19 protein-coding genes are annotated in these 17,990 nt (G+C 66.1%); 9 read left to right on the top strand and 10 right to left on the bottom strand.

Annotation, left to right across the window (positions count from 1 at the left end; all coding sequences use genetic code 11):
* Positions 1-32 precede the first annotated feature (32 nt).
* Together AvAM_RS21065 and AvAM_RS21060 are read right to left on the bottom strand one after the other, a co-directional pair.
* Positions 33-698, bottom strand: coding sequence for a methionine ABC transporter permease (locus AvAM_RS21065; protein WP_055397552.1), 666 nt, complete (start codon positions 696-698; stop codon positions 33-35).
* A 14-nt stretch (positions 699-712) separates the two neighbouring features.
* Positions 713-1,768, bottom strand: coding sequence for a methionine ABC transporter ATP-binding protein (locus AvAM_RS21060; RefSeq protein WP_137748909.1), 1,056 nt, complete (start codon positions 1,766-1,768; stop codon positions 713-715).
* Between the two features lie 294 nt (positions 1,769-2,062).
* On the opposite strand from AvAM_RS21060, the gene AvAM_RS21055 reads away from it, so the two are divergent.
* The 4 genes from AvAM_RS21055 to arsB all read left to right on the top strand — a co-directional run bounded on the left by AvAM_RS21055 (position 2,063) and on the right by arsB (position 4,559).
* A complete protein-coding gene (locus AvAM_RS21055; protein WP_137748908.1) occupies positions 2,063-2,389 on the top strand; it encodes a helix-turn-helix transcriptional regulator in 327 nt (108 codons plus the stop codon).
* Between the two features lie 45 nt (positions 2,390-2,434).
* Entirely contained in the window at positions 2,435-2,935 is a 501-nt protein-coding gene (locus AvAM_RS21050) for an ArsI/CadI family heavy metal resistance metalloenzyme (protein ID WP_137748907.1), read from the top strand.
* A gap of 13 nt (positions 2,936-2,948) precedes the next feature.
* Positions 2,949-3,455, top strand: coding sequence for an arsenate reductase ArsC (locus AvAM_RS21045; RefSeq protein ID WP_137748906.1), 507 nt, complete (start codon positions 2,949-2,951; stop codon positions 3,453-3,455).
* Between the two features lie 81 nt (positions 3,456-3,536).
* Positions 3,537-4,559: an ACR3 family arsenite efflux transporter gene (arsB, locus tag AvAM_RS21040; protein WP_137748997.1), complete on the top strand. Its 1,023-nt coding sequence runs from the start codon at positions 3,537-3,539 to the stop codon at positions 4,557-4,559.
* Between the two features lie 21 nt (positions 4,560-4,580).
* Here arsB and AvAM_RS21035 read toward each other — a convergent pair whose 3' ends face one another.
* On the bottom strand, positions 4,581-5,777 hold the full coding sequence (locus AvAM_RS21035; protein ID WP_249368272.1) for an MFS transporter: 1,197 nt from the start codon (positions 5,775-5,777) through the stop codon (positions 4,581-4,583).
* A gap of 243 nt (positions 5,778-6,020) precedes the next feature.
* Between AvAM_RS21035 and AvAM_RS21030 the strand changes: the two genes are divergently transcribed.
* Entirely contained in the window at positions 6,021-6,617 is a 597-nt protein-coding gene (locus AvAM_RS21030) for a molybdopterin-dependent oxidoreductase (RefSeq protein ID WP_137748905.1), read from the top strand.
* A gap of 110 nt (positions 6,618-6,727) precedes the next feature.
* Here the strand turns inward: AvAM_RS21030 and AvAM_RS21025 are convergent, their stop codons facing one another.
* On the bottom strand, positions 6,728-7,981 hold the full coding sequence (locus AvAM_RS21025; RefSeq protein WP_249368270.1) for an MFS transporter: 1,254 nt from the start codon (positions 7,979-7,981) through the stop codon (positions 6,728-6,730).
* Between the two features lie 97 nt (positions 7,982-8,078).
* Here AvAM_RS21025 and AvAM_RS21020 point away from each other — a divergent pair, with 97 nt between their 5' ends.
* A complete protein-coding gene (locus tag AvAM_RS21020) occupies positions 8,079-9,023 on the top strand; it encodes a LysR family transcriptional regulator (protein WP_137748904.1) in 945 nt (314 codons plus the stop codon).
* A 52-nt stretch (positions 9,024-9,075) separates the two neighbouring features.
* Here the strand turns inward: AvAM_RS21020 and AvAM_RS21015 are convergent, their stop codons facing one another.
* A complete protein-coding gene (locus tag AvAM_RS21015; protein WP_137748903.1) occupies positions 9,076-9,540 on the bottom strand; it encodes an isoprenylcysteine carboxylmethyltransferase family protein in 465 nt (154 codons plus the stop codon).
* A 148-nt stretch (positions 9,541-9,688) separates the two neighbouring features.
* Positions 9,689-10,582, bottom strand: a complete 894-nt coding sequence (locus AvAM_RS21010) for an NAD(P)/FAD-dependent oxidoreductase (RefSeq protein ID WP_137748902.1) — start codon at positions 10,580-10,582, stop codon at positions 9,689-9,691.
* Positions 10,583-10,812: 230 nt separating this feature from the next.
* Between AvAM_RS21010 and AvAM_RS21005 the strand changes: the two genes are divergently transcribed.
* Positions 10,813-11,391, top strand: coding sequence for a TetR/AcrR family transcriptional regulator (locus tag AvAM_RS21005; RefSeq protein WP_171012356.1), 579 nt, complete (start codon positions 10,813-10,815; stop codon positions 11,389-11,391).
* A 118-nt stretch (positions 11,392-11,509) separates the two neighbouring features.
* On the opposite strand, the gene yjjJ is transcribed toward AvAM_RS21005, so the two are convergent.
* Positions 11,510-12,868 carry a type II toxin-antitoxin system HipA family toxin YjjJ gene (gene yjjJ / locus AvAM_RS21000; RefSeq protein WP_137748900.1) on the bottom strand — a complete coding sequence of 453 codons (1,359 nt, stop codon included), beginning with the start codon at positions 12,866-12,868 and terminating at the stop codon, positions 11,510-11,512.
* Between the two features lie 466 nt (positions 12,869-13,334).
* Here yjjJ and AvAM_RS25950 point away from each other — a divergent pair, with 466 nt between their 5' ends.
* Positions 13,335-13,715 (top strand): DUF1801 domain-containing protein, encoded by a 381-nt coding sequence (locus AvAM_RS25950; protein WP_249368284.1) that lies wholly within the window; start codon positions 13,335-13,337, stop codon positions 13,713-13,715.
* Between the two features lie 53 nt (positions 13,716-13,768).
* Here the strand turns inward: AvAM_RS25950 and AvAM_RS20990 are convergent, their stop codons facing one another.
* Together AvAM_RS20990 and AvAM_RS20985 are read right to left on the bottom strand one after the other, a co-directional pair.
* Positions 13,769-14,704 (bottom strand): aldose 1-epimerase, encoded by a 936-nt coding sequence (locus AvAM_RS20990; RefSeq protein ID WP_137748898.1) that lies wholly within the window; start codon positions 14,702-14,704, stop codon positions 13,769-13,771.
* A 75-nt stretch (positions 14,705-14,779) separates the two neighbouring features.
* The gene (locus tag AvAM_RS20985; protein WP_137748897.1) at positions 14,780-15,733 is read right to left on the bottom strand and encodes an SMP-30/gluconolactonase/LRE family protein; all 954 of its coding nucleotides are present in this window, start codon (positions 15,731-15,733) and stop codon (positions 14,780-14,782) included.
* A 124-nt stretch (positions 15,734-15,857) separates the two neighbouring features.
* Here AvAM_RS20985 and AvAM_RS20980 point away from each other — a divergent pair, with 124 nt between their 5' ends.
* Positions 15,858-16,679: an SDR family NAD(P)-dependent oxidoreductase gene (locus AvAM_RS20980; RefSeq protein ID WP_137748896.1), complete on the top strand. Its 822-nt coding sequence runs from the start codon at positions 15,858-15,860 to the stop codon at positions 16,677-16,679.
* A gap of 254 nt (positions 16,680-16,933) precedes the next feature.
* On the opposite strand, the gene AvAM_RS20975 is transcribed toward AvAM_RS20980, so the two are convergent.
* Positions 16,934-17,990 (bottom strand): IS481 family transposase (locus tag AvAM_RS20975; RefSeq protein ID WP_137748895.1); only part of this gene is annotated, 1,057 nt, incomplete at its 5' end.

Below are 17,990 nucleotides of genomic sequence, written 5' to 3'. Positions count from 1 at the left end.
ATGAGTAGCACAAAGAGTCGGTAGAACAACACTTACCGGTGGCTCAATCTGCGCACCGCCCAGTCGCCCAAACTCTGCACGGCCTGTACAAAGAAGATCAGTACCAGCACCACGGCCAGCATGATCTCGGGCAGGAAGCGCTGGTAGCCGTACCGGATGCCCAGGTCACCCAGACCACCGCCGCCAATCGCACCGGCCATGGCCGAATAACCGGTCAGGCTCACGAACGTGATGGTCAGGCCCGCCACGATGCCGGGCAGCGCCTCGGGCAGCAGCACCTTCCACACGATCTGGCTGGTGGTGGCGCCCATGGCCTGAGCGGCTTCGACCAGGCCGTGGTCCACCTCGCGCAAGGCGGCTTCGACCAGGCGGGCCACAAAGGGCGCAGCGGCAATGGTCAACGGCACCACGGCAGCAGCAGTGCCGATGGACGAGCCCGTGATGAAGCGCGTGAACGGGATGATGGCCACCAGCAGGATGATGAAAGGCGTGGAGCGCACGGCATTCACCAGCCAGCCCACGAGCTTGTTGACGGGGCCGTTCTGCAGCACGCCACCGTGGTCCGTGAGTCGCAAGAACACGCCCAGTGGCACGCCGATGAGGCCACCCACGATGCCAGAGATGCCCACCATGATGAGCGTCTCCCACAGCGAGGAGGCAAAGAGGTCCAGCATGGCCGGAGTGAAATGGTCGAACATGGTTGGCCTCTTCCTCAGATTTCAATCGTGACTTCTTGCACCGCCACGCCGCCCGCGCGCAGATGCTCCACCGCGCCGCGCAGTTGCATGGGCTGGCCGCTGGCATACACCGCCAGCGAGCCGAAGGTCTCGTCCTGGATCTCGTCCACCTGGCCGTGCAGGATGCTCATGTCCACACCAAACTCGCGGATCAACTGCGACAGGATGGGCTGGTAGGCGCTGTCGCCCGAGTACGACAGGCGCAGCAGCCGCCCCGCGTGGTCGGGCGCCGTGGCGGCCAGCTGGCGGGTGAGCTTGCGCACATGGTCGAGCACGCTCACGGGCAGCTCTTGCGGCAGGATCTCGTCGATCAGGCTCTTGGTGATGGCCTGCTGCGGGCGGGTGAACACGTCCAGCACGCGGCCCTGCTCCACGATGCGCCCGGCCTCGATCACGGCCACGCGGTCGGCCACCTGCTTGATGACCTGCATCTGGTGGGTGATGAGCACCACCGTGAGGCCCAGCTCGCGGTTGACCTGGCGCAGCAGGTCGAGGATGGAGCGGGTCGTCTCCGGGTCCAGCGCCGAGGTGGCTTCGTCGCTCAGCAGCACCTTGGGGCGGCTGGCCAGCGCACGCGCAATGCCCACACGTTGCTTTTGCCCGCCACTGATCTGCGCGGGGTAGCGGTCGGCCAGGTGGGCCAGGCCCACCAGTTCGAGCAGCGGGTTCACGCGCTCGCGGATGTCGGCTTTGCTCATGCCCGCCAGCTCCAGCGGCAGCGCGGCGTTGTCGAACACGGTGCGCGACGACAGCAGGTTGAAGTGCTGGAAGACCATGCCGATCTCGCGGCGGGCCTCGCGCAGTTGCGCGTCGTTCAGCTGGGTCAGGTCGCGCCCGCCCACGATCACCTGGCCCGTGGTGGGCCGGTTGAGCAGGTTGATGACGCGCACCAGCGAGCTTTTGCCTGCGCCGCTCTTGCCGATGATGCCGAACACTTCGCCCGGCTGGATGCTGAGGTCGATGCCACGCAGGGCTTCGACGGGGCCTTGTGGGCCCTGGTAGGTTTGGGTGATACCCCGTAAATCGATCATGAAAAGCACTGGCGCAGCGCAGGCCACAGGTCGTGGCCGCTGCCGCGCGGGTCTGGGAAAGGAGGGGCGACTGTATCGGCGAATCGTAAGTTCACAAACGATTAAAAAATCGGGTGATTAGATCGCTGAGTTATGAAGGCCGTGGTACACAGACTTCGATAACTATGAATTTCATAGCTATTAGAGCAATACCTTAGCGCGGTAAGTGCCATTTTTTCTTGAATTTTCCTGACACCCACGGAGGTGGCATCTGGCAACATTTCTATATTTCAACTTTTGTTGTATTATCGAACCATGCAAGAAACCGATGTCATCCGATCCCTCGCCGCCCTCGCCCAGGAAGTGCGCCTGCGTGTGTTCCGCGCCCTGGTGGTGGCGGGCCAGGAGGGGCTGACGCCCGGCGGGCTGTCCGAGCAACTGGGCATTGCGCCCAACACGCTGTCGTTCCACCTCAAGGAGCTGACCCACGCGGGCCTGGTGAGCCAGGAGCGCCAGGGCCGCAACCTGATCTACCGCGCCTCGTTTGCCACCATGAACGAGCTGCTCGCCTACCTGACCGAGAACTGCTGCCAGGGCGCCGCCTGCCTGACCGATGAGGCCACCGCTGCCTGCAAGTGCTGATCACCCCCACCAACCCCCACGACCCCCAGCCGAAAGGAAGCCACCATGAAGCGATTCCACGTTCACATGCATGTCGATGACCTCTCCAAGAGCATCGCGTTCTATTCCAGGCTGTTCGCGGCCGAGCCTGCGCGGGTCGAGACCGACTACGCCAAGTGGATGCTCGAAGACCCGCGCGTGAACTTCGCAATCTCCACCCGGGGCGACAAGCCCGGCGTGGACCACCTGGGCTTCCAGGTCGATGAAGCGGACGAGCTGGCCGAGCTCAAGGCCCGTGCCCAGGGTGCCGACATGGCCCTGCTGGACGAAGGCGCCACCACCTGCTGCTATGCCCGCAGCGACAAGCATTGGATCACCGACCCGCAGGGCGTGGCCTGGGAACACTTCCACACGTTGGGCAACATCCCCGTGTTCAACGAAGCCGCTGCGCAGCAACCCCAGGCAGCCCAGGCCGCCTGCTGCCCCACGGGCGCGCCGTCCGCCCCCGCGCCCGGCCAGGCCGCCTGCTGCGGGCCCACCGCCAGCAACCCCAACAAATGCTGCTGAGCCCAGGTCTGCAATGAGCACCCCACGCACTCCTTTGAACGTGCTGTTTCTGTGCACGCACAACTCTGCCCGCAGCATCCTGGCCGAAGCCCTGCTCAACGCCATGGGCCAGGGCCGCTTCAAGGCCTATTCAGCCGGCAGCAGCCCGCGCGACAACCAACAGCCCCACCCGCTGGGCCTGCAGGCGCTGGCCCACGCAGGTATCCCCACCGAAGGGCTGCGCAGCAAAAGCTGGGACGAGTTTGCCGCCCCCGGCGCGCCGCACATGGACCTGATCATCACCGTGTGCGACAACGCGGCGGGCGAGGTCTGCCCCTTCTGGCCAGGCCACCCGGCCACAGCGCACTGGGGCTATGCCGACCCGTCGGCGGGTGATGGCTCGGACGCCGACAAGGCCGAAGCCTTCCGCAAGACCCTGCACGCCATCAAGCAGCGCCTGGAACTGCTGGTGAACCTGCCGGGCGACAAGCTGGCCGCCACCGTGCTGCAAGCCACGGCGCGCACCCTGTCCGCCCACTGAACCTGGATTGACATGACGCTGCAGCAAAACACATCTGCATCCGCACTGGCTGGTGCCCAGCCCCCCTCCCCCGCCGCTGGCATGGCGGTGTTCGAGCGCTACCTCACCGTCTGGGTGCTGCTGTGCATCGTGGCGGGCATTGCGCTGGGCCAGTGGCTGCCCGGCGCGGCCCGCGCCGTGGGTGCGCTGGAGGTGGCGCGCGTCAACCTGCCGGTGGGCCTGCTCATCTGGGTGATGATCATCCCCATGCTGCTGAAGGTGGACTTTGGCGCGCTGGCCGAGGTGCGCCAGCATGTGCGCGGCATTGGGGTGACGTTGTTCGTCAACTGGCTGGTCAAGCCGTTTTCGATGGCGCTGCTGGGCTGGCTGTTCATCCGCCACTGGTTTGCGCCCTACCTGCCTGCCGACCAGATCGACAGCTACATCGCCGGGCTCATTTTGCTGGCCGCCGCGCCCTGCACGGCCATGGTGTTTGTGTGGAGCCGCCTCACCGGGGGCGACCCGCTGTTCACGCTGTCGCAGGTGGCGCTGAACGACAGCATCATGATCGTGGCGTTTGCGCCGCTGGTGGCCTTCTTGCTCGGCCTGTCGGCCATCACCGTGCCGTGGGACACGCTGCTCACCTCGGTGGTGCTGTACATCCTGATCCCCGTGGTGATCGCGCAATGGCTGCGCAAGCACCTGCTGCGCAGGGGCCAGGCTGCGTTTGACGCCGCCGTGGCGCGCACCGGCCCCTGGTCCATCGCCGCGCTGCTGGCCACGCTGGTGCTGCTGTTCGCCTTTCAGGGCGAGGCCATCCTGCAGCAGCCGCTGGTGATCGCGCTGCTGGCCGTGCCCATCCTCATCCAGGTGCTGTTCAACTCCGCCCTGGCCTACGGCCTGAACCGCGCCGTGGGCGAAAAGCACAGCATCGCCTGCCCCTCGGCGCTGATCGGCGCGTCCAACTTCTTCGAGCTGGCCGTGGCCACCGCCATCAGCCTATTTGGCTTTCACTCCGGTGCAGCACTGGCCACCGTGGTGGGCGTGCTGATCGAGGTGCCGGTCATGCTGGCGGTGGTGGCCGTGGTCAACCGCAGCAAGGGGTGGTACGAGGCGCGGGGCTAACGGGTGCACCGCTGGGGCAGTTCAAGCCCCTGCTACAGCGCCGCGCGCCTGCACCCGGCGCGAGATGAGCAGCCCCAGCACAAAGATACCCACGGCCGCCGCCGTGAACACCGGCGGCAGCCAGCCCCGGTCCACACTGAACGCCACCAGCAGCACGCCCGTGGACTGGCCCAGGAACAGCAGGCACGCAAACAGCGTCACCGCCGTGCCCCGCGCCTCGGGCGCCATCTGCGTGGCCTGCACCTGCAGCGTGTTGTGCAGCATGTAAAAGCCGATGCCCGCCAAGAAGCAGCCCAGCATGGCCCAGCCCACCGCAGGCGCCCAGGCCAGCGACAGCAGGCCGATGGCAATGAAGCTGGCCCCCAGCACGGCCAACCCCTGCTCGCCCAGCGCCGCCAGCCAGCGCCGCGCAAACACGCTGTAGATCAGCCCGCCCACGCCATACAGCACCATCACACCGCCAGCGGCAGAGGCCGACAGGCCAAACCCATCCACCATGCGCGCGGGCACAAAAGCCAGCGTGCCAAACGCGAGTGCGCCCTCGATCGCCACCACCGTCAGCACCCAGCGCACGCGCGGAATGCGCAGCAGCGCCGCCGTGCCCGCAAGGTAATTGGCCAGCGAAAACGCTGGGGCGCCCGGCGCCACTACCCTGCGCAGCGCACCGCTGGCGCGCGCATGGCGCAGCAGCAGCGTGGCTGCCGAAAAGAACAGCACGGCCAGCACCCCCAGCGCAGCGCGCCAGCCCAGCGTTTCGGTCGCAAAGCCGCCAAACCACTGGCCCGCCATCATCCCGGTCACCGTGGCCACCATCAGCCGGGCCAGCGTTTCTTGCCGCTGCTCGTAGGCCACCTCATCGCCAATCCACGCCATCGACAGCGGAATGATCCCGGCCGCCGCCGCCCCCATGGCCGCCCGCGCCACCACAAGCACGTTGAAGCTGGGCGCCAGCGCTGTCATGGCGCTGAACACCGCACAGGCCGCCGTGGCGCCAATGATCACGCGCACCTTGCCCACCCGGTCGCCAAGCGGGCCATACACCAGCTGCAGCACGCCATAGGCCACGGCAAACGCCGCAATCACGGCCGAGGCATCGCCCGTGGTGATCTGGTATTCCGCAGACAGCGCCACCAGCATCGGGTCGCACACGCGCATGGACGCCATGCTGCAAAAGGCTGCCAGGCTGATCAGCCGCAGCATCGTCGAAGAAGAAGTCATGGGGGCCGATTGTGGTGCGGCACGCGCCTGCGCGCTGGCGGGGCGCGCCATGCACCCTGGGGGTTGAAGGCCACAGGGCGCGCATGCCACACGACACATACGGCATGTGCTGCACACGCACACAGGTACTGACACTTTTTTGGGTGGCAAGCGCCAGTCCTGCGCTTACCATGCGCCCCGGATTGATGCGCCCCATCCATCGATCAGTCAACCAAGCAAACAACACACGAGGAGAAACCGAGCATGAACAAAAGAAACTTTGTGGCTGCCAGCGTCGGCCTGGCAGGCCTGTGGACCGCCACCACCAGCAGCCACGCCGCCCCACCCGCCAAAACATCCACCAGCCCCGCGCTGCTGACGATCAGCGGCGCCATCACCCAGCCCAACCGGGGCGCGCTCGATGCCACCATCGACCAGATGATGGGCAAACACGGCATCCAGTTCGACAAGGCCCACGCGCTGGACGCCGCCGCCCTGCAGCGCATGCCCGCCGTCACCATCAAGCCCACGCTGGAATACGACAGCAAGCCCCACACGCTCAAAGGCCCGCTGCTCACCACCGTGCTCGCTGCAGCGGGCGTGGCCGCCGGCAGCCCCGTGCAACTGGTGCTGCGCGCGGTGGACGGCTACAACGTCACCATCAGCATGGCCGACGCGCAGGCCTACCGCATGATCGTCGCCACCCACATCGACGGCCAGCCCATGGCCTTGGGCGGCCTGGGCCCGCAGTGGGCCCTGTACGACGCGGATGTGCTGCCCGCCTTCAAGGACAAGCCCGTGAAGGAACGCTTTGGCCTGTGCCCCTGGGGGCTGTATCACATTGAGGTGAAAAAGGCCTGAGGCCACCGGCAAGGTGACTCAGCAAAAAGAAAGAGCGGCCTTCTGGCCGCTCTTTTTTTGATAGCTACTAGCGCTTACCCATCAGGCGGTAGAGCCCTTTTTTATTCAAATCAACTTGCCCGCCGCGCCACCCGCACCCCCAGCGCCGCCAGCGAACCCACCGTGGCCAGCCCCACCACCCCCAGCCAGCCCCACTGCGCCAGCACCAAGGCGCCCAGCGCAGCGCCCGCCGACATCCCGATGAACATGCCCGTGAACAGCAGCGCATTGAGCCGGCTGCGCGCCGCAGGGTCGATGCCGTACACGATGGTCTGGTGCGCCACCAGCGTGGCCTGCACGCCAAAGTCAAAGCCGATGGCACTGACCACAATCAAGCCCAGCTGGGCCTGCGCAGGCAGCAGGGGTGCCAGCGCCATCACCGCAAACGACGCAGCGGCCAGCCCGGCGCCATAGCGCGTCACCACCTCGGGCCCACGCTTGTCGGCCAGGCGCCCGGCCAGCGGTGCAGCCAGTGCACCCGCCGCCCCCGCCAGGCCAAACGCACCTGCCGCCGCAGTGCCCAGGTTGAACTGGCTGTGCAACATCACCGCCAGCGTGGACCAGAACGCGCTGAAGCCCACGGCCAGCAGCCCTTGCGCCCAGGCCGCGCGGCGCAGCACGGCGTGCTGGCGCCACAGCGCCACCATCGATCCGATCAGCGCGCCATAGCCCATCTGCGTGGTGGGCGCAAAGCGCGGCAGCCCGCGCCACACGGCCACCGTCAGCAGCGCAATGGCCACCGCCGCCGCCACATACACCGTGCGCCAGCCCCACTGCTGCGCCACAAAGCCGCTGACCACGCGCGACAGCAAGATGCCCAGCAGCAGCCCCGTCATCACCATGCCCACCATGCGCCCGCGCTGCGCCGCCGGGGCCAGCGTGGCGGCAGCAGGCACCACGTCTTGCGCCACCGTGGCCGCCAGCCCCACCGCCAGGCTGGCCGCCAGCAGCGCGCCCATGCCGGGCGCCAGGCCGCTGAGCAACAACGCCAGCATCAACGCGATGGACTTGATGACGATGATGCGGCGCCGGTCAAACCGGTCGCCCAGCGGCGCCAGCAGCAAGATGCCCAGCGCATACCCCAGCTGCGTGAGCGTGGGCACCAGCCCCACCACACGGCTGTCGGCCTGCATGTCGGGCCCCAGCACGCCCAGCATGGGCTGGCTGTAGTACAGCGAGGCCACGCTCAGCCCCGCCGTGGTCGCCAGCAGCAACAGCAGCGGCGCACTCACTGCGCTTTCTGCACGCTCGGCGCCCTCTGCAGGCGGGGCCACCGGGGCCCGCCCCACTGCACCGCTTGCATGCACATTTTGAATGAAAGACATCGCAACACCATCGATTGAAAAGGAATGGTGCGATTGTTCTAGCCCACCGCCTCGCTGGGTAGTAGGCTGAATTGCAGATTCGTTATACGCTTGACGCATGAGCAGCACCCAGCCAGCCTTGCAACCCGGCGCAGACCGCATCGAGCTGATGCAGACCTTTGTCCGCATCGTGGAGGCCGGCAGCCTGTCTGCCGCCGCCCAGCAACTGGGCACCAGCCAGCCCACCGTGAGCCGCCGCCTGCAGGCGCTGGAGCGCAGCCTGGGCATCAAGCTGCTGCAGCGCTCCACCCATGTGATGAAGCTGACCGAAGACGGCGACCGCTGCTTTGCCCACGCCAAAGCCCTGCTGGAAGACTGGCGCGCCATGGAAGACGACCTGCGCGGCACCGCCGACACCCCGCGCGGCACCCTGCGCGTGCTGGCGCCACATGCCTTTGGGCAAGACCAGTTCATCGCCCCGCTGATGGCCTACCTGCGCCGCTACCCCGAGGTGGACGTGGAATGGATGCTGCACGACCGCCGCCCCAACTTCATCGCCGAAGGCATCGACTGCGCCATCCAGGTCGGCGCGGTGGACGACCCCAGCGTGGTCGCAGTGCGCCTGGCCGAAGTACCCCGCATCGTGCTGGCCGCCCCCGCCCTGATGGCTGGGCGCCCCACGCCCCAGCACGCGCAAGACCTGCAGCCCCTGCCCTGGCTGGCCCTGAGCACCTTCTACCGCCGCGAGGTCACGCTGACCCAGGAGCCCGGCGGCCAGGCCCACACATTCGGCATCACCCCTCGCTTGGCCACCGACAGCCTGTACGCCCTGCGCAGCGCCGCCCTGGCCGGGCTGGGGGCATGCATTTCATCGGCGTGGATCGTGGACAACGATGTGCGGCAGGGCAACTTGCTGCACCTGGTGCCCAACTGGCACGCGGCGCCACTGCCGGTGTATTTGGTGTACCCGTATGCGCGGTTTTATCCGGCGCGGTTGCGGTTGTTTTTGGAGGCGATGCGGGGGGCGATGCCGGGGTTGGTGGGGATGCGGGCGGTGGGGTGAGGGTTGAGGCTAGTCACAGGGATCTGACAAAGTGCTTGCAGCCTGTCAGGCCTCACAGCCATCTGCGCACTCTCCCTTTGTATGCCTCGTACTCTGCCCCAAAGAGCGAAGCCAACACGCGTTCTTCCGGGATGATCTGGAATCGGGTGATGTAAAGCACGAACCCCAGAGCCCATAGGACAGCGAGCGGATTTTCCAGAAACACTGCCCAGGCCAACAGGGTTAGCAAGAACCCAACGTACATGGGATTGCGCGTGCACCGGTAGACGCCTTGAACAACCAAAGAAGACGCCGAGCTTGCCTTTGTCGGGCTCACTGTGGTCTTGGCGCGCCGAAACGCAACGACTCCGGCAAAGCTGATGCTCAGGCCAACGCACACCAAGACAACAGCAAAGAGCACGCTGACCGGATGGGGCAACTGCAAGAGGCCTCCAGCGGACGGCGTCGTCATCCACATAAGAAGCGCCAGGACAAGCGCAACGACCGGGGGCGGAACCTTCAGTTCAAGCAAGCTCATATCACCGTATCACTCCATGACGAGGTCGTGCCCGGCATGCACAGCCACAGACTCACCGGATCGGCGGCAAGTGTTGCGGCTCGCTTCGTCGCCACGACCGTGTTTCTCGCAATAGCCCACAGCAACCCCAAAAGGGTACTCGGCGTCCTCAAACCACCATTGATTGCTGGGCAAAGATGCCCGCCATCGCGCCCTGCCATGTTGACTGGGTGACCGAGGGCAAGAAGGGCGTCGCGAGGTCGCCAGCTGCGTAGATGCCGGGCACGCTGGTTTGGCGGCGCTCATCAACCTTGAGGACGATGCTGGTGGGCGTATCGACCGTGGCGAGGCCCAGTGATGCATGCAGGCTTGCGGACGGCTTGTTGCGCGGCTGGGCAAACAGGATATCGACGGCGACGTTGCGGCCGGTATCGAGATTGACGGTGGCGATGTGACCCTGCTGGTGGGCGATTTCGACGATTCGGCCATCGGCAACTGGGATGTTGCGGCGCGCCAGATCGGCCAGGACATCTGGCGCAATGTCATGGCCATCGGCAAAGACCGTCAGCTTGTCAGTCCAATCGCGGAACAGCCTGACAGACTGGAACGACTGCGGGCCCGACCAGAGGACGCCCCAATGCTGGTCGGCGACTTCAAAGCCGTCGCAATAGGGGCACGGCACGATCGACGTGCCCCAGCTTTCGGCGAAGCCTGGAACATTGGGCATCTGGTCGGCGACGCCATAGCTCAGGATCAGGCGACGCGCCCTGAGGCTTTCTTTGTCGTCAGTGACGACGCAGAAGTCGTCGATGGCGCCAGACACGCTCTCGGCCCGGGCACTGACCAGTCTGATCGCAGGATAGCGCGCCAGCTGCTGCCGCGCCTCAGCCAGGATGTCCAGCGGTGGCTTGTGATCGTGACCGAGCAGGCCATGCGAGTGATGACCGAAGCGATTGCGCGGCCGCCCCGTATCGAGAACAGTGACTTTGCGGCGGGCACGGCCGAGTTGCAGGGCGGCGGCGAGGCCAGCAAAGCTGCCGCCGATGATGATGACGTCATCCATGGTGATGGGCTCCATGTAGGCTGATTTATTATTGGACTTACAAGTACAGTAATATAAGATTTATATAATGTACAGTCAAGTACACTATATAGACCATGTCAACCTCCCTATCGCCCTCGCCCTCGCCCTCGCCCTCGCCCTCGCCCTCGCCCTCGCCCTCGCCCTCGCCCTCGCCCTCGCCCTCGCCCTCGCCCAAGTCCCAACGTGGCCGACCACGCGATCCTGAGCGTGTGCGGCGCATCCTGGAGGCGGCACAAAAACACTTCAATGAGCATGGCCTGGAGCGTGCCAGCGTGGATGCCATCGCAGCGGATGCTGGTGTGTCCAAGATGACCGTTTACAAAAACTTCGGGTCCAAGGAGGGACTTTTCCACGCGGTCGTGCGCGACAGGACAGCGGTGGTGGTGGCGGACGTCCCGGGCGCCGAGGCGCTGGATCCGGCCGAGCCAGAGAAGGCACTGCGGACAATCGGCACCCGGTTCCTTGCATTGACACGTGGGGACGACGCGCTTGGCGCGTTGCGCTCCGTCTACGGAGTCGCGGGGGCGCAACCGGAAGTCTGCCGCGAGTTTTACAAGGTAGGCCCGGAGCGTGCAACCAGCGAACTGGCGGCGTACCTGCGGCGCGCCCACTTGGCGGGCACGCTGAAGGTGCGGAACCCGCTTCAGGCTGCGGACCTTTTCCTGTCCATGTTTCTGGGTTCCGGACACTTCCGCGGGTTGCTAATGCTCGACCGGCCAGATCCCCGGGAAAACAACGCCCTGCTGCGCGAGGCCGTACGGGTCTTCATGGCGGCCTACGGCGCGTAGTCAGGCCCTGCCATGCAGAAGGGCACCGCGAGTGTGAGCCGGGCCGCGCAGACCGCCTGCAAGTGCGCCGCTGACCTCAAAATGATGGAGCAAGGCGCAGCAGCGCTGGTCGCCCCCTCTAAACCACTAGCCGCCCGACACGCTCCGCAGCCACCGTCACATGGCGCACCAACTCAGCTTTGCACGCGTCAAAACCCGCGCTGAATCCTTCCTCGCCATCTATCCGCCGAACGAATACCTGTGCCATCGTAAGTGCCTCTTTCCAAGCCGCCGCGCTGACCTGCTCCCCCACCGTCAGTTCCAGCCTCCGATCCCGCAAACCTCCCCCCGCCGTGGGTGCAAACGCCATGGGCGTCATGTCATACGCAGGCGCCAACTCGTAAGGCCTGCGCCCCTCTGACAAACACGACAGATTGCCGCTGTGCATGTCGGTGTTGCCGATCAAGGTGCCAAACGCCCACAGCAGGCAGGCCGTGTCAAAGGCCTGGGGGGTGATGACCCCGGACTTCAGCAGCGCCCTGGCAATCACCGGCCAGTTGCCGCCGCTGCCGACAAACTCGGCATCCAGCGCCGCGAAGGAGTGCAGCGCCCTGCGCCCACGCGCGCCCAGCCGGTCGAACCGCTGCACTTCCAAAAACCGTTGGGTGCCGTGCATCCAGGTAACTGACTGCGCGGCAGGCACGCCGTGGTCGCGCAGGACCTGCAGGGCGATGTGTTCGGCCAGCAGCAGGTCGCGCCAGCGGGCGCTGACGGGGGTGTCGAGCTCTGCGGTGAACTTGACCATCACATGCGCGGCGGTGCCATCGGCTTGCTCTGCGTAGGCGGTGAACTTGGGCTGCTCTCCGGCAGCGGACGAGCCCGCCACTTCGCCGCGCGCGGCCAGGTCGGCCAACTGGGCGTAGGTGTGCAGCTTTTGCGCGGCGGCAATGGGCACGGGGTCGGGCGCGTTGACGAACTGGTCGCGCGCGGTGGGGCCGATGAGCAGGTTGCCGGGCATGTCGTCGCCCTGGTCCAGGATGGCGCGCAGCGCGTGGGTGTCGCTCCAGTCGCCCAGCCGCTCGGGCAAGCCCAGGCGCTGGCCGTGCCGCTGGCAGTAGGCGCGCCCCAGGTAGCCCTGCGGGCGCATGTCAAAAATCCACCACGGCAGGCCGTCGCTGTGCAGCCGGGCTCCACCCGCTTCGACCATCACAAAGCCCTGCGGGCACACCGGGACGAGGGTACCCAGGGTTTCCAGTGCGCCCTGGGGGGTGACGCGGTACACGGTGGCCTCCAGATCGGCGCGGACTGGATCGCGGAGCGTGTATTGAATAGATCTTGCAGCGCCAAAGGGCACCACGTCGCCCCCCAGCGCGCTGAGTGCCCGGGAGACGGTGGGCTGGCTGACCTGGAGCGCCTGGGCCAGCTTCTGCGCTTTGGTGGGGCCGGGGTGCAACAGGGTGCGGATGGCGTTGGCGTGGGTCTGGGCGGCGGAGGGCATGGCTCAAGCATACGCCGTTTGAATTGAAAATTGAATAGATAAAAGAATAGATTAATGAGGGAAGCTGAGCCTGCGCAACCACGAATGGGCTGCGCGGGCCTCTTTCCATCCTTGCAGGGATAAACGCCAGAAATCAAAATTGATAGCTGCTAGCGCTTACTGGAAGGGCGGTGGATGTCTATTTCATTCAGAATTCGACCAGGCACGCATGCTCATCCGTGAGGGATGCTTCTCGCCAAGCCTTGGGGCTTGCCAAAGCACAGGCGACGGCAACAATGGCAAACCTTTCGCGCCGCCCTGCGCGCCGCTGCACACCGCCCCACCCACCAAGGACCCCGCTGTGGCTGTTGCCAAAAAACTCCCCTCCCCCCCCGTGGCCCTGTCGCCCGGCAAACCGGCTTCCGCTGCGCCGCAGCAGGCATCTTCGGCAGAAGCCGGGACGCCTTCAGGCCCTGCGGCATCGGCGCTGATTGACCAGCGCATTGCCGACCTGGGCGGCTGGCGGGGGGAGGCACTGGCGCGGGTGCGCCAGCTGATTCACGAGGCGGCGCCGAGTGTGGTGGAAGAGTGGAAGTGGCGCGGCACGCCGGTGTGGTCGCTGGGCGGCATCTTGTGCACGGGCGAGAGCTACAACGCCGCCGTCAAGCTGACTTTCTTGAAGGGCGCATCCCTGCCCGACCCCAGCCGGTTGTTCAACGCCAGCCTGGACGGCAACGCACGCCGGGCCATCGATTTTCATGAGGGCGATGCGCTGAATGCGGATGCGTTTCGCGCGCTGATCCGCGCGGCGGTGGAGCTGAACGCGATGGGCAGCCGCCGCAAGGGCACAAGGCAGAAAGCAGGCTGAGCGCTGCGCGCTACCTGCGGTTCTCAACCCCGGCTGCGCGTTGGCATGCGCCCTCAACCGCGCAGGGCCGAGTAGCGCCACTGCACATTCATCACCATTGCCTCCCCTTGCGCCAGCGTGCGCAGGCCGGGCTGCCCCGGTTGGTGAAAGGCGTCGATGGGTTGAGTGATGGGCTCGAAGCAGAACGCGGGGCCCTGTGGTGGGCGGTAGACCAGGCAGTAGTGGTGTGCCGTGCCGCCATCTTTTTCAAAATCGGGCATGTGGGCCGTGAGGCGCAGGCCGCGCTCGGGCCAGTCGATGTGCGCCGTGCCGCCCCAGCCGGTGTAGGCGTTGTCGATGAGGCCACCGTGTGCGGGCGCGCCGCTGTTCAAGTCCCAGCCGGGCGGGAAGTGCTGCGTGTGCTCCGTGGGCAAGGGGTCGTCGCCACACAGCCACACGCCCTGCACCGGCGCCGTGATGCGCGTGGCGGGCGTGCGCGGAAACCAGGGGTGCAGGCCCAGGCCATAGGGCAGCGGCTGCGCGCCCAGGTGCCGCACCTGCACCGACTGGTCCAGGCCGCCATCCACCAGGCGGAAGGTCTGCACGCATTCGTACTCGTAGGGGTTGCCGTCGAAGTGGTCTGACCGCAGCTGCATCTGCAGCGTGTCGGGTGCGGGCTGGCTCAGTTGCCAGGGCTGCAGCCAGCCATCGCCGTGGATGGGGTACGGCTCGCCCACGCGGTTGGGCCGCATGGGGTGGAACTGCCCCGCATGCTCAAACCCGCCGCCGCTGATGCGGTTGGACCAGGGCACCATGGCAAACGACGCGAGCTGGTACAGGTCGGGCGTGGCGCCGTCCCACGGCCGCCACAGGTCGATGCGCGCGCCCGCCGCTTGCGGGTCGTCGATCTGCCAGGCCGCCACGCTGCCGCCGAGCGTGGGCACCAAGCCCAAGTGCTGCCCCGCGTGGTGCAGCCAGACGATGGGGTGGGATGAAGAGGCCTCGGTCATGGGCGGTGTGCTTTCTGCGGGATGGAGAAAAAGAATGGCGGAGCCACGGCCCCGCCGCTGCGCGTGGGGTCGGCGTCAGCCGCCAAACAGGTGTGCGGAAAGACCGGGCGTGCTGACGTCCACGGCAAACAGTGCACCGGCCAGCGGCTCGGCCGCGAGCTGCTGGGGCGTGAGGCCGGTGCGGGCCGAGGTGATGTACAGCGTGCGCAGGTCCGCACCGCCAAAGGCGCAGTTGGTGACCTGGCTCACGGGCAGCGGGATGCGGGCCAGCTCGTCGGCGGTGTCGGCATCGTGGCAGGTGACGCAGCCACCGCCCCAGTGCGCCACCCACAGGCAGCCTTGCGCGTCTGTGGTCATGCCGTCGGGCACGCCGTCCGCAGAGGGCCAGCGCTTCCACAGCGTTTTGTCGCTCACGGTGCCGGTGGCCGGGTCGCAGCGGTAGCGGTAGGTCGTGCCCTGCACCGTGTCGTTGAAAAACATGGCCGGGCCCTGCGCAGTGGTGGCCCAGGTGGGGCCGTTGGTCACGGCAAAGCCATCGTCGTGCCGCACGCAGTCGCCGCTGGCGGTGTAGGTGTACAGCGCGCCCGTGGGGGCCTCGCACGCAAAGTCCATGCTGCCACCCCAAAAGCGCCCCTGGGCGTCGCACTTGCCGTCGTTGAATCGGTTGCCGGTGCGCTCTGGCTCGGGCTGGTGCAGGTAGCGCGGGGCGATGTCGGCAGCGGGGTCGAACAGTGCAAAGCCCCTGCGCAAGGTGACGATGAAGCCCGGGGCGTTGGCGCGCTCGGCGACGGCGGAGATTTCTTCGTCAAACGTCCAGCGCTGGTGGGCGCTGGTGGCCGGGCTCCAGCGGTGCAGCTCGTGCTGGAGGATGTCCACCCAGTACACCGCCTGCTCGCGCACCGACCACAGCACGCCCTCGCCCAGCGCGTTGCCCAGTGCCATCACGCAGCGCAAGGCGCTGGTGGGCGTTGGCGCAGAGGCGGACGCGCCGCTGGACGGTGGGATGGGGGTATCCAGCGAAGGGCGCACGTGGGTTGTCTCCGGTCGTTTTTTTGCATCGGCCTGCCGCCAGGCACTTGACGAGCGGCATCTTATCAACGCCAATTGATGCTTGAAATGAATTTTTTTGCCATTAATTGATTGCAATATTGATATGTCACAGCTTTTTACCCCCTCCTCTTCCTCGACCGATGCCACGGGTGCCCCCCAGGGCTTGGCGAAATTCCCCAGCTTGCAAGGCCGCGCCGTGTTTGTGACCGGCGGCGGCAGCGGCATTGGCGCGGCCATCGTGGCGGCGTTTGCCGAGCAAGGCGCCCGCGTGGCGTTTGTGGACGTGGCGCGCAACGCGAGCGAAGCCCTGGCCCAGCACATTGCCGACGCAGGCCTGCCCCGGCCCTGGTGGCGTGTGTGTGATGTGCGCGATGTGAACGCCCTGCAGGCCTGTGTGGCCGAAGCGGCGGCCGAGCTGGGCAGCGACTTTGCGGTGCTGGTGAACAACGTGGCCAGCGACGACCGGCACACGCTGGAGTCCGTAACCCCCGAGTACTACGACGAGCGCATGGCCATCAACGAACGCCCCGCCTTCTTCGCCATCCAGGCCGTGGTGCCGGGCATGCGCAGGCTGGGCGCGGGCTCGGTGATCAACCTGGGTTCCACCGGCTGGCAGGGCAAGGGCACGGGCTACCCCTGCTATGCCATTGCCAAGTCGTCGGTGAACGGCCTCACGCGCGGGCTGGCCAAGACGCTGGGGCAGGACCGGATCCGCATCAACACGGTGTCGCCGGGCTGGGTGATGACGGAGCGGCAGATCAAGCTGTGGCTGGACGCCGAGGGGGAGAAGGAGCTGGCGCGCAACCAGTGTTTGCCAGACAAGCTGCGGCCGCATGACATTGCGCGGATGGTTTTGTTTTTGGCGTCGGACGATGCGGCGATGTGTACGGCGCAGGAGTTCAAGGTAGATGCGGGGTGGGTTTGATTTTTTTGAGTCTTTTTGGGCGTTTCCGCCTGTCTGGTAAGCTTTTTTAGCTATTGTTTTTATAGTTTCTATTGGGGGTCCAAGCGGTTGGGCTGAGCCTGTTTGAGTCTGGGACTGTGTGCTGGGTTGGACGGCGTGCTTTTGCTGGGGGTGGAGGCCGGGAGTCGCCCGGCATGCGAGTAACTTTCTTTCGCGTCGCCTGTTCAGACCGGACACATGGGTAACAGGTGTGCGGGGACATAGGGAACACCTCGTCAATTGGAAGCCGTCAAAGCGTTCATGTCCAGGCGCATGAATCGCTGGTGACAGAAGTACAGGTCAAAGCACCCGTCGTGCAGATCATCCGGGCGCAAGGCGACCGGCAGCCTGTGCAGTGCGCTGGATAGCCGCAGCTTGTGTCCCCGGAACTTCACAAAGCCATTCCAGCCCACCGTGAGCACGTGGTCGCGCTCGGCGTACTCGATGGGTGCCAGGATCGTTGGCATGGGCCGGAGACTCATGCGGTAGTGCTGCACCGGTGTCTGCATTGCCAGTGCCTCTTGGGGCCGGTGGTGGTTGTAGATCTCACGCCAGCGCTGCATCGCCTCCTGCGCCTGTGCCAGGCTGTCGAAAGTCCGCCCGCGCAGCACCTCGGCCTTCAGAGAGCGGTGAAAGCGCTCGATCTTTCCGTTGGTCTGCGGATGGTATGGACTGCTGTGGCTGCTGCGAACGCCCAGGCGAATCAACCAGACATCCAGGCAGCTCAAGTGGCCCGGGGCGCTGGGAGATCCCCAAGGCGCGCCATTGTCGGAATTGATGCGCGCAGGCAACCCATAGCGCTCGAAGACGCCCTGCAGCAGCGCTTGGACCGTGGCAGCGTCGGTCTTGCTGCAAGCCGTCGTGGCCAATGTGAAGCGCGAATGGTCGTCTAGCAGGGTCAGCGGCGAGCAGCGCCCTGCCGCCGTCTCGAAACAGCCCTTGAAATCCATCTGCCACAGGCCATTGGGCAGTTCGTGCTCGAAACGTTGCCATTCGCCTTGGGTATCGTTGTCCGCTGGAGCGATCAGCCCATGGCGGCGCAGCAGGTCCGTGACCGTGCTGGGGGCAGGCACCTGCTCATGGCCCAGATCCTGCAGCCGTCGGCAGATCTTGCGCGCGCCCCAGGCTGGGTGTTGCCTGCGCAGCTCCAGCACGGCCGATTGCACAGCCTCAGCGGTCTGGAGGGGGCTGTGCAGCGGGCGGCGTGAGCGCTGGGTGAAAGCCTTCTCGCCTTCGCTGGCAAAACGCTTGAGCAGCTCATATCCAGTCTTGGGTGAGATGCCAAAACGCCGA

The sequence above is a fragment of the Acidovorax sp. NB1 genome (assembly GCF_005405905.1).
In the GTDB taxonomy this organism is placed as follows: domain Bacteria; phylum Pseudomonadota; class Gammaproteobacteria; order Burkholderiales; family Burkholderiaceae_C; genus Acidovorax.
This window is presented reverse-complemented; position numbering and strand designations above follow the sequence as displayed.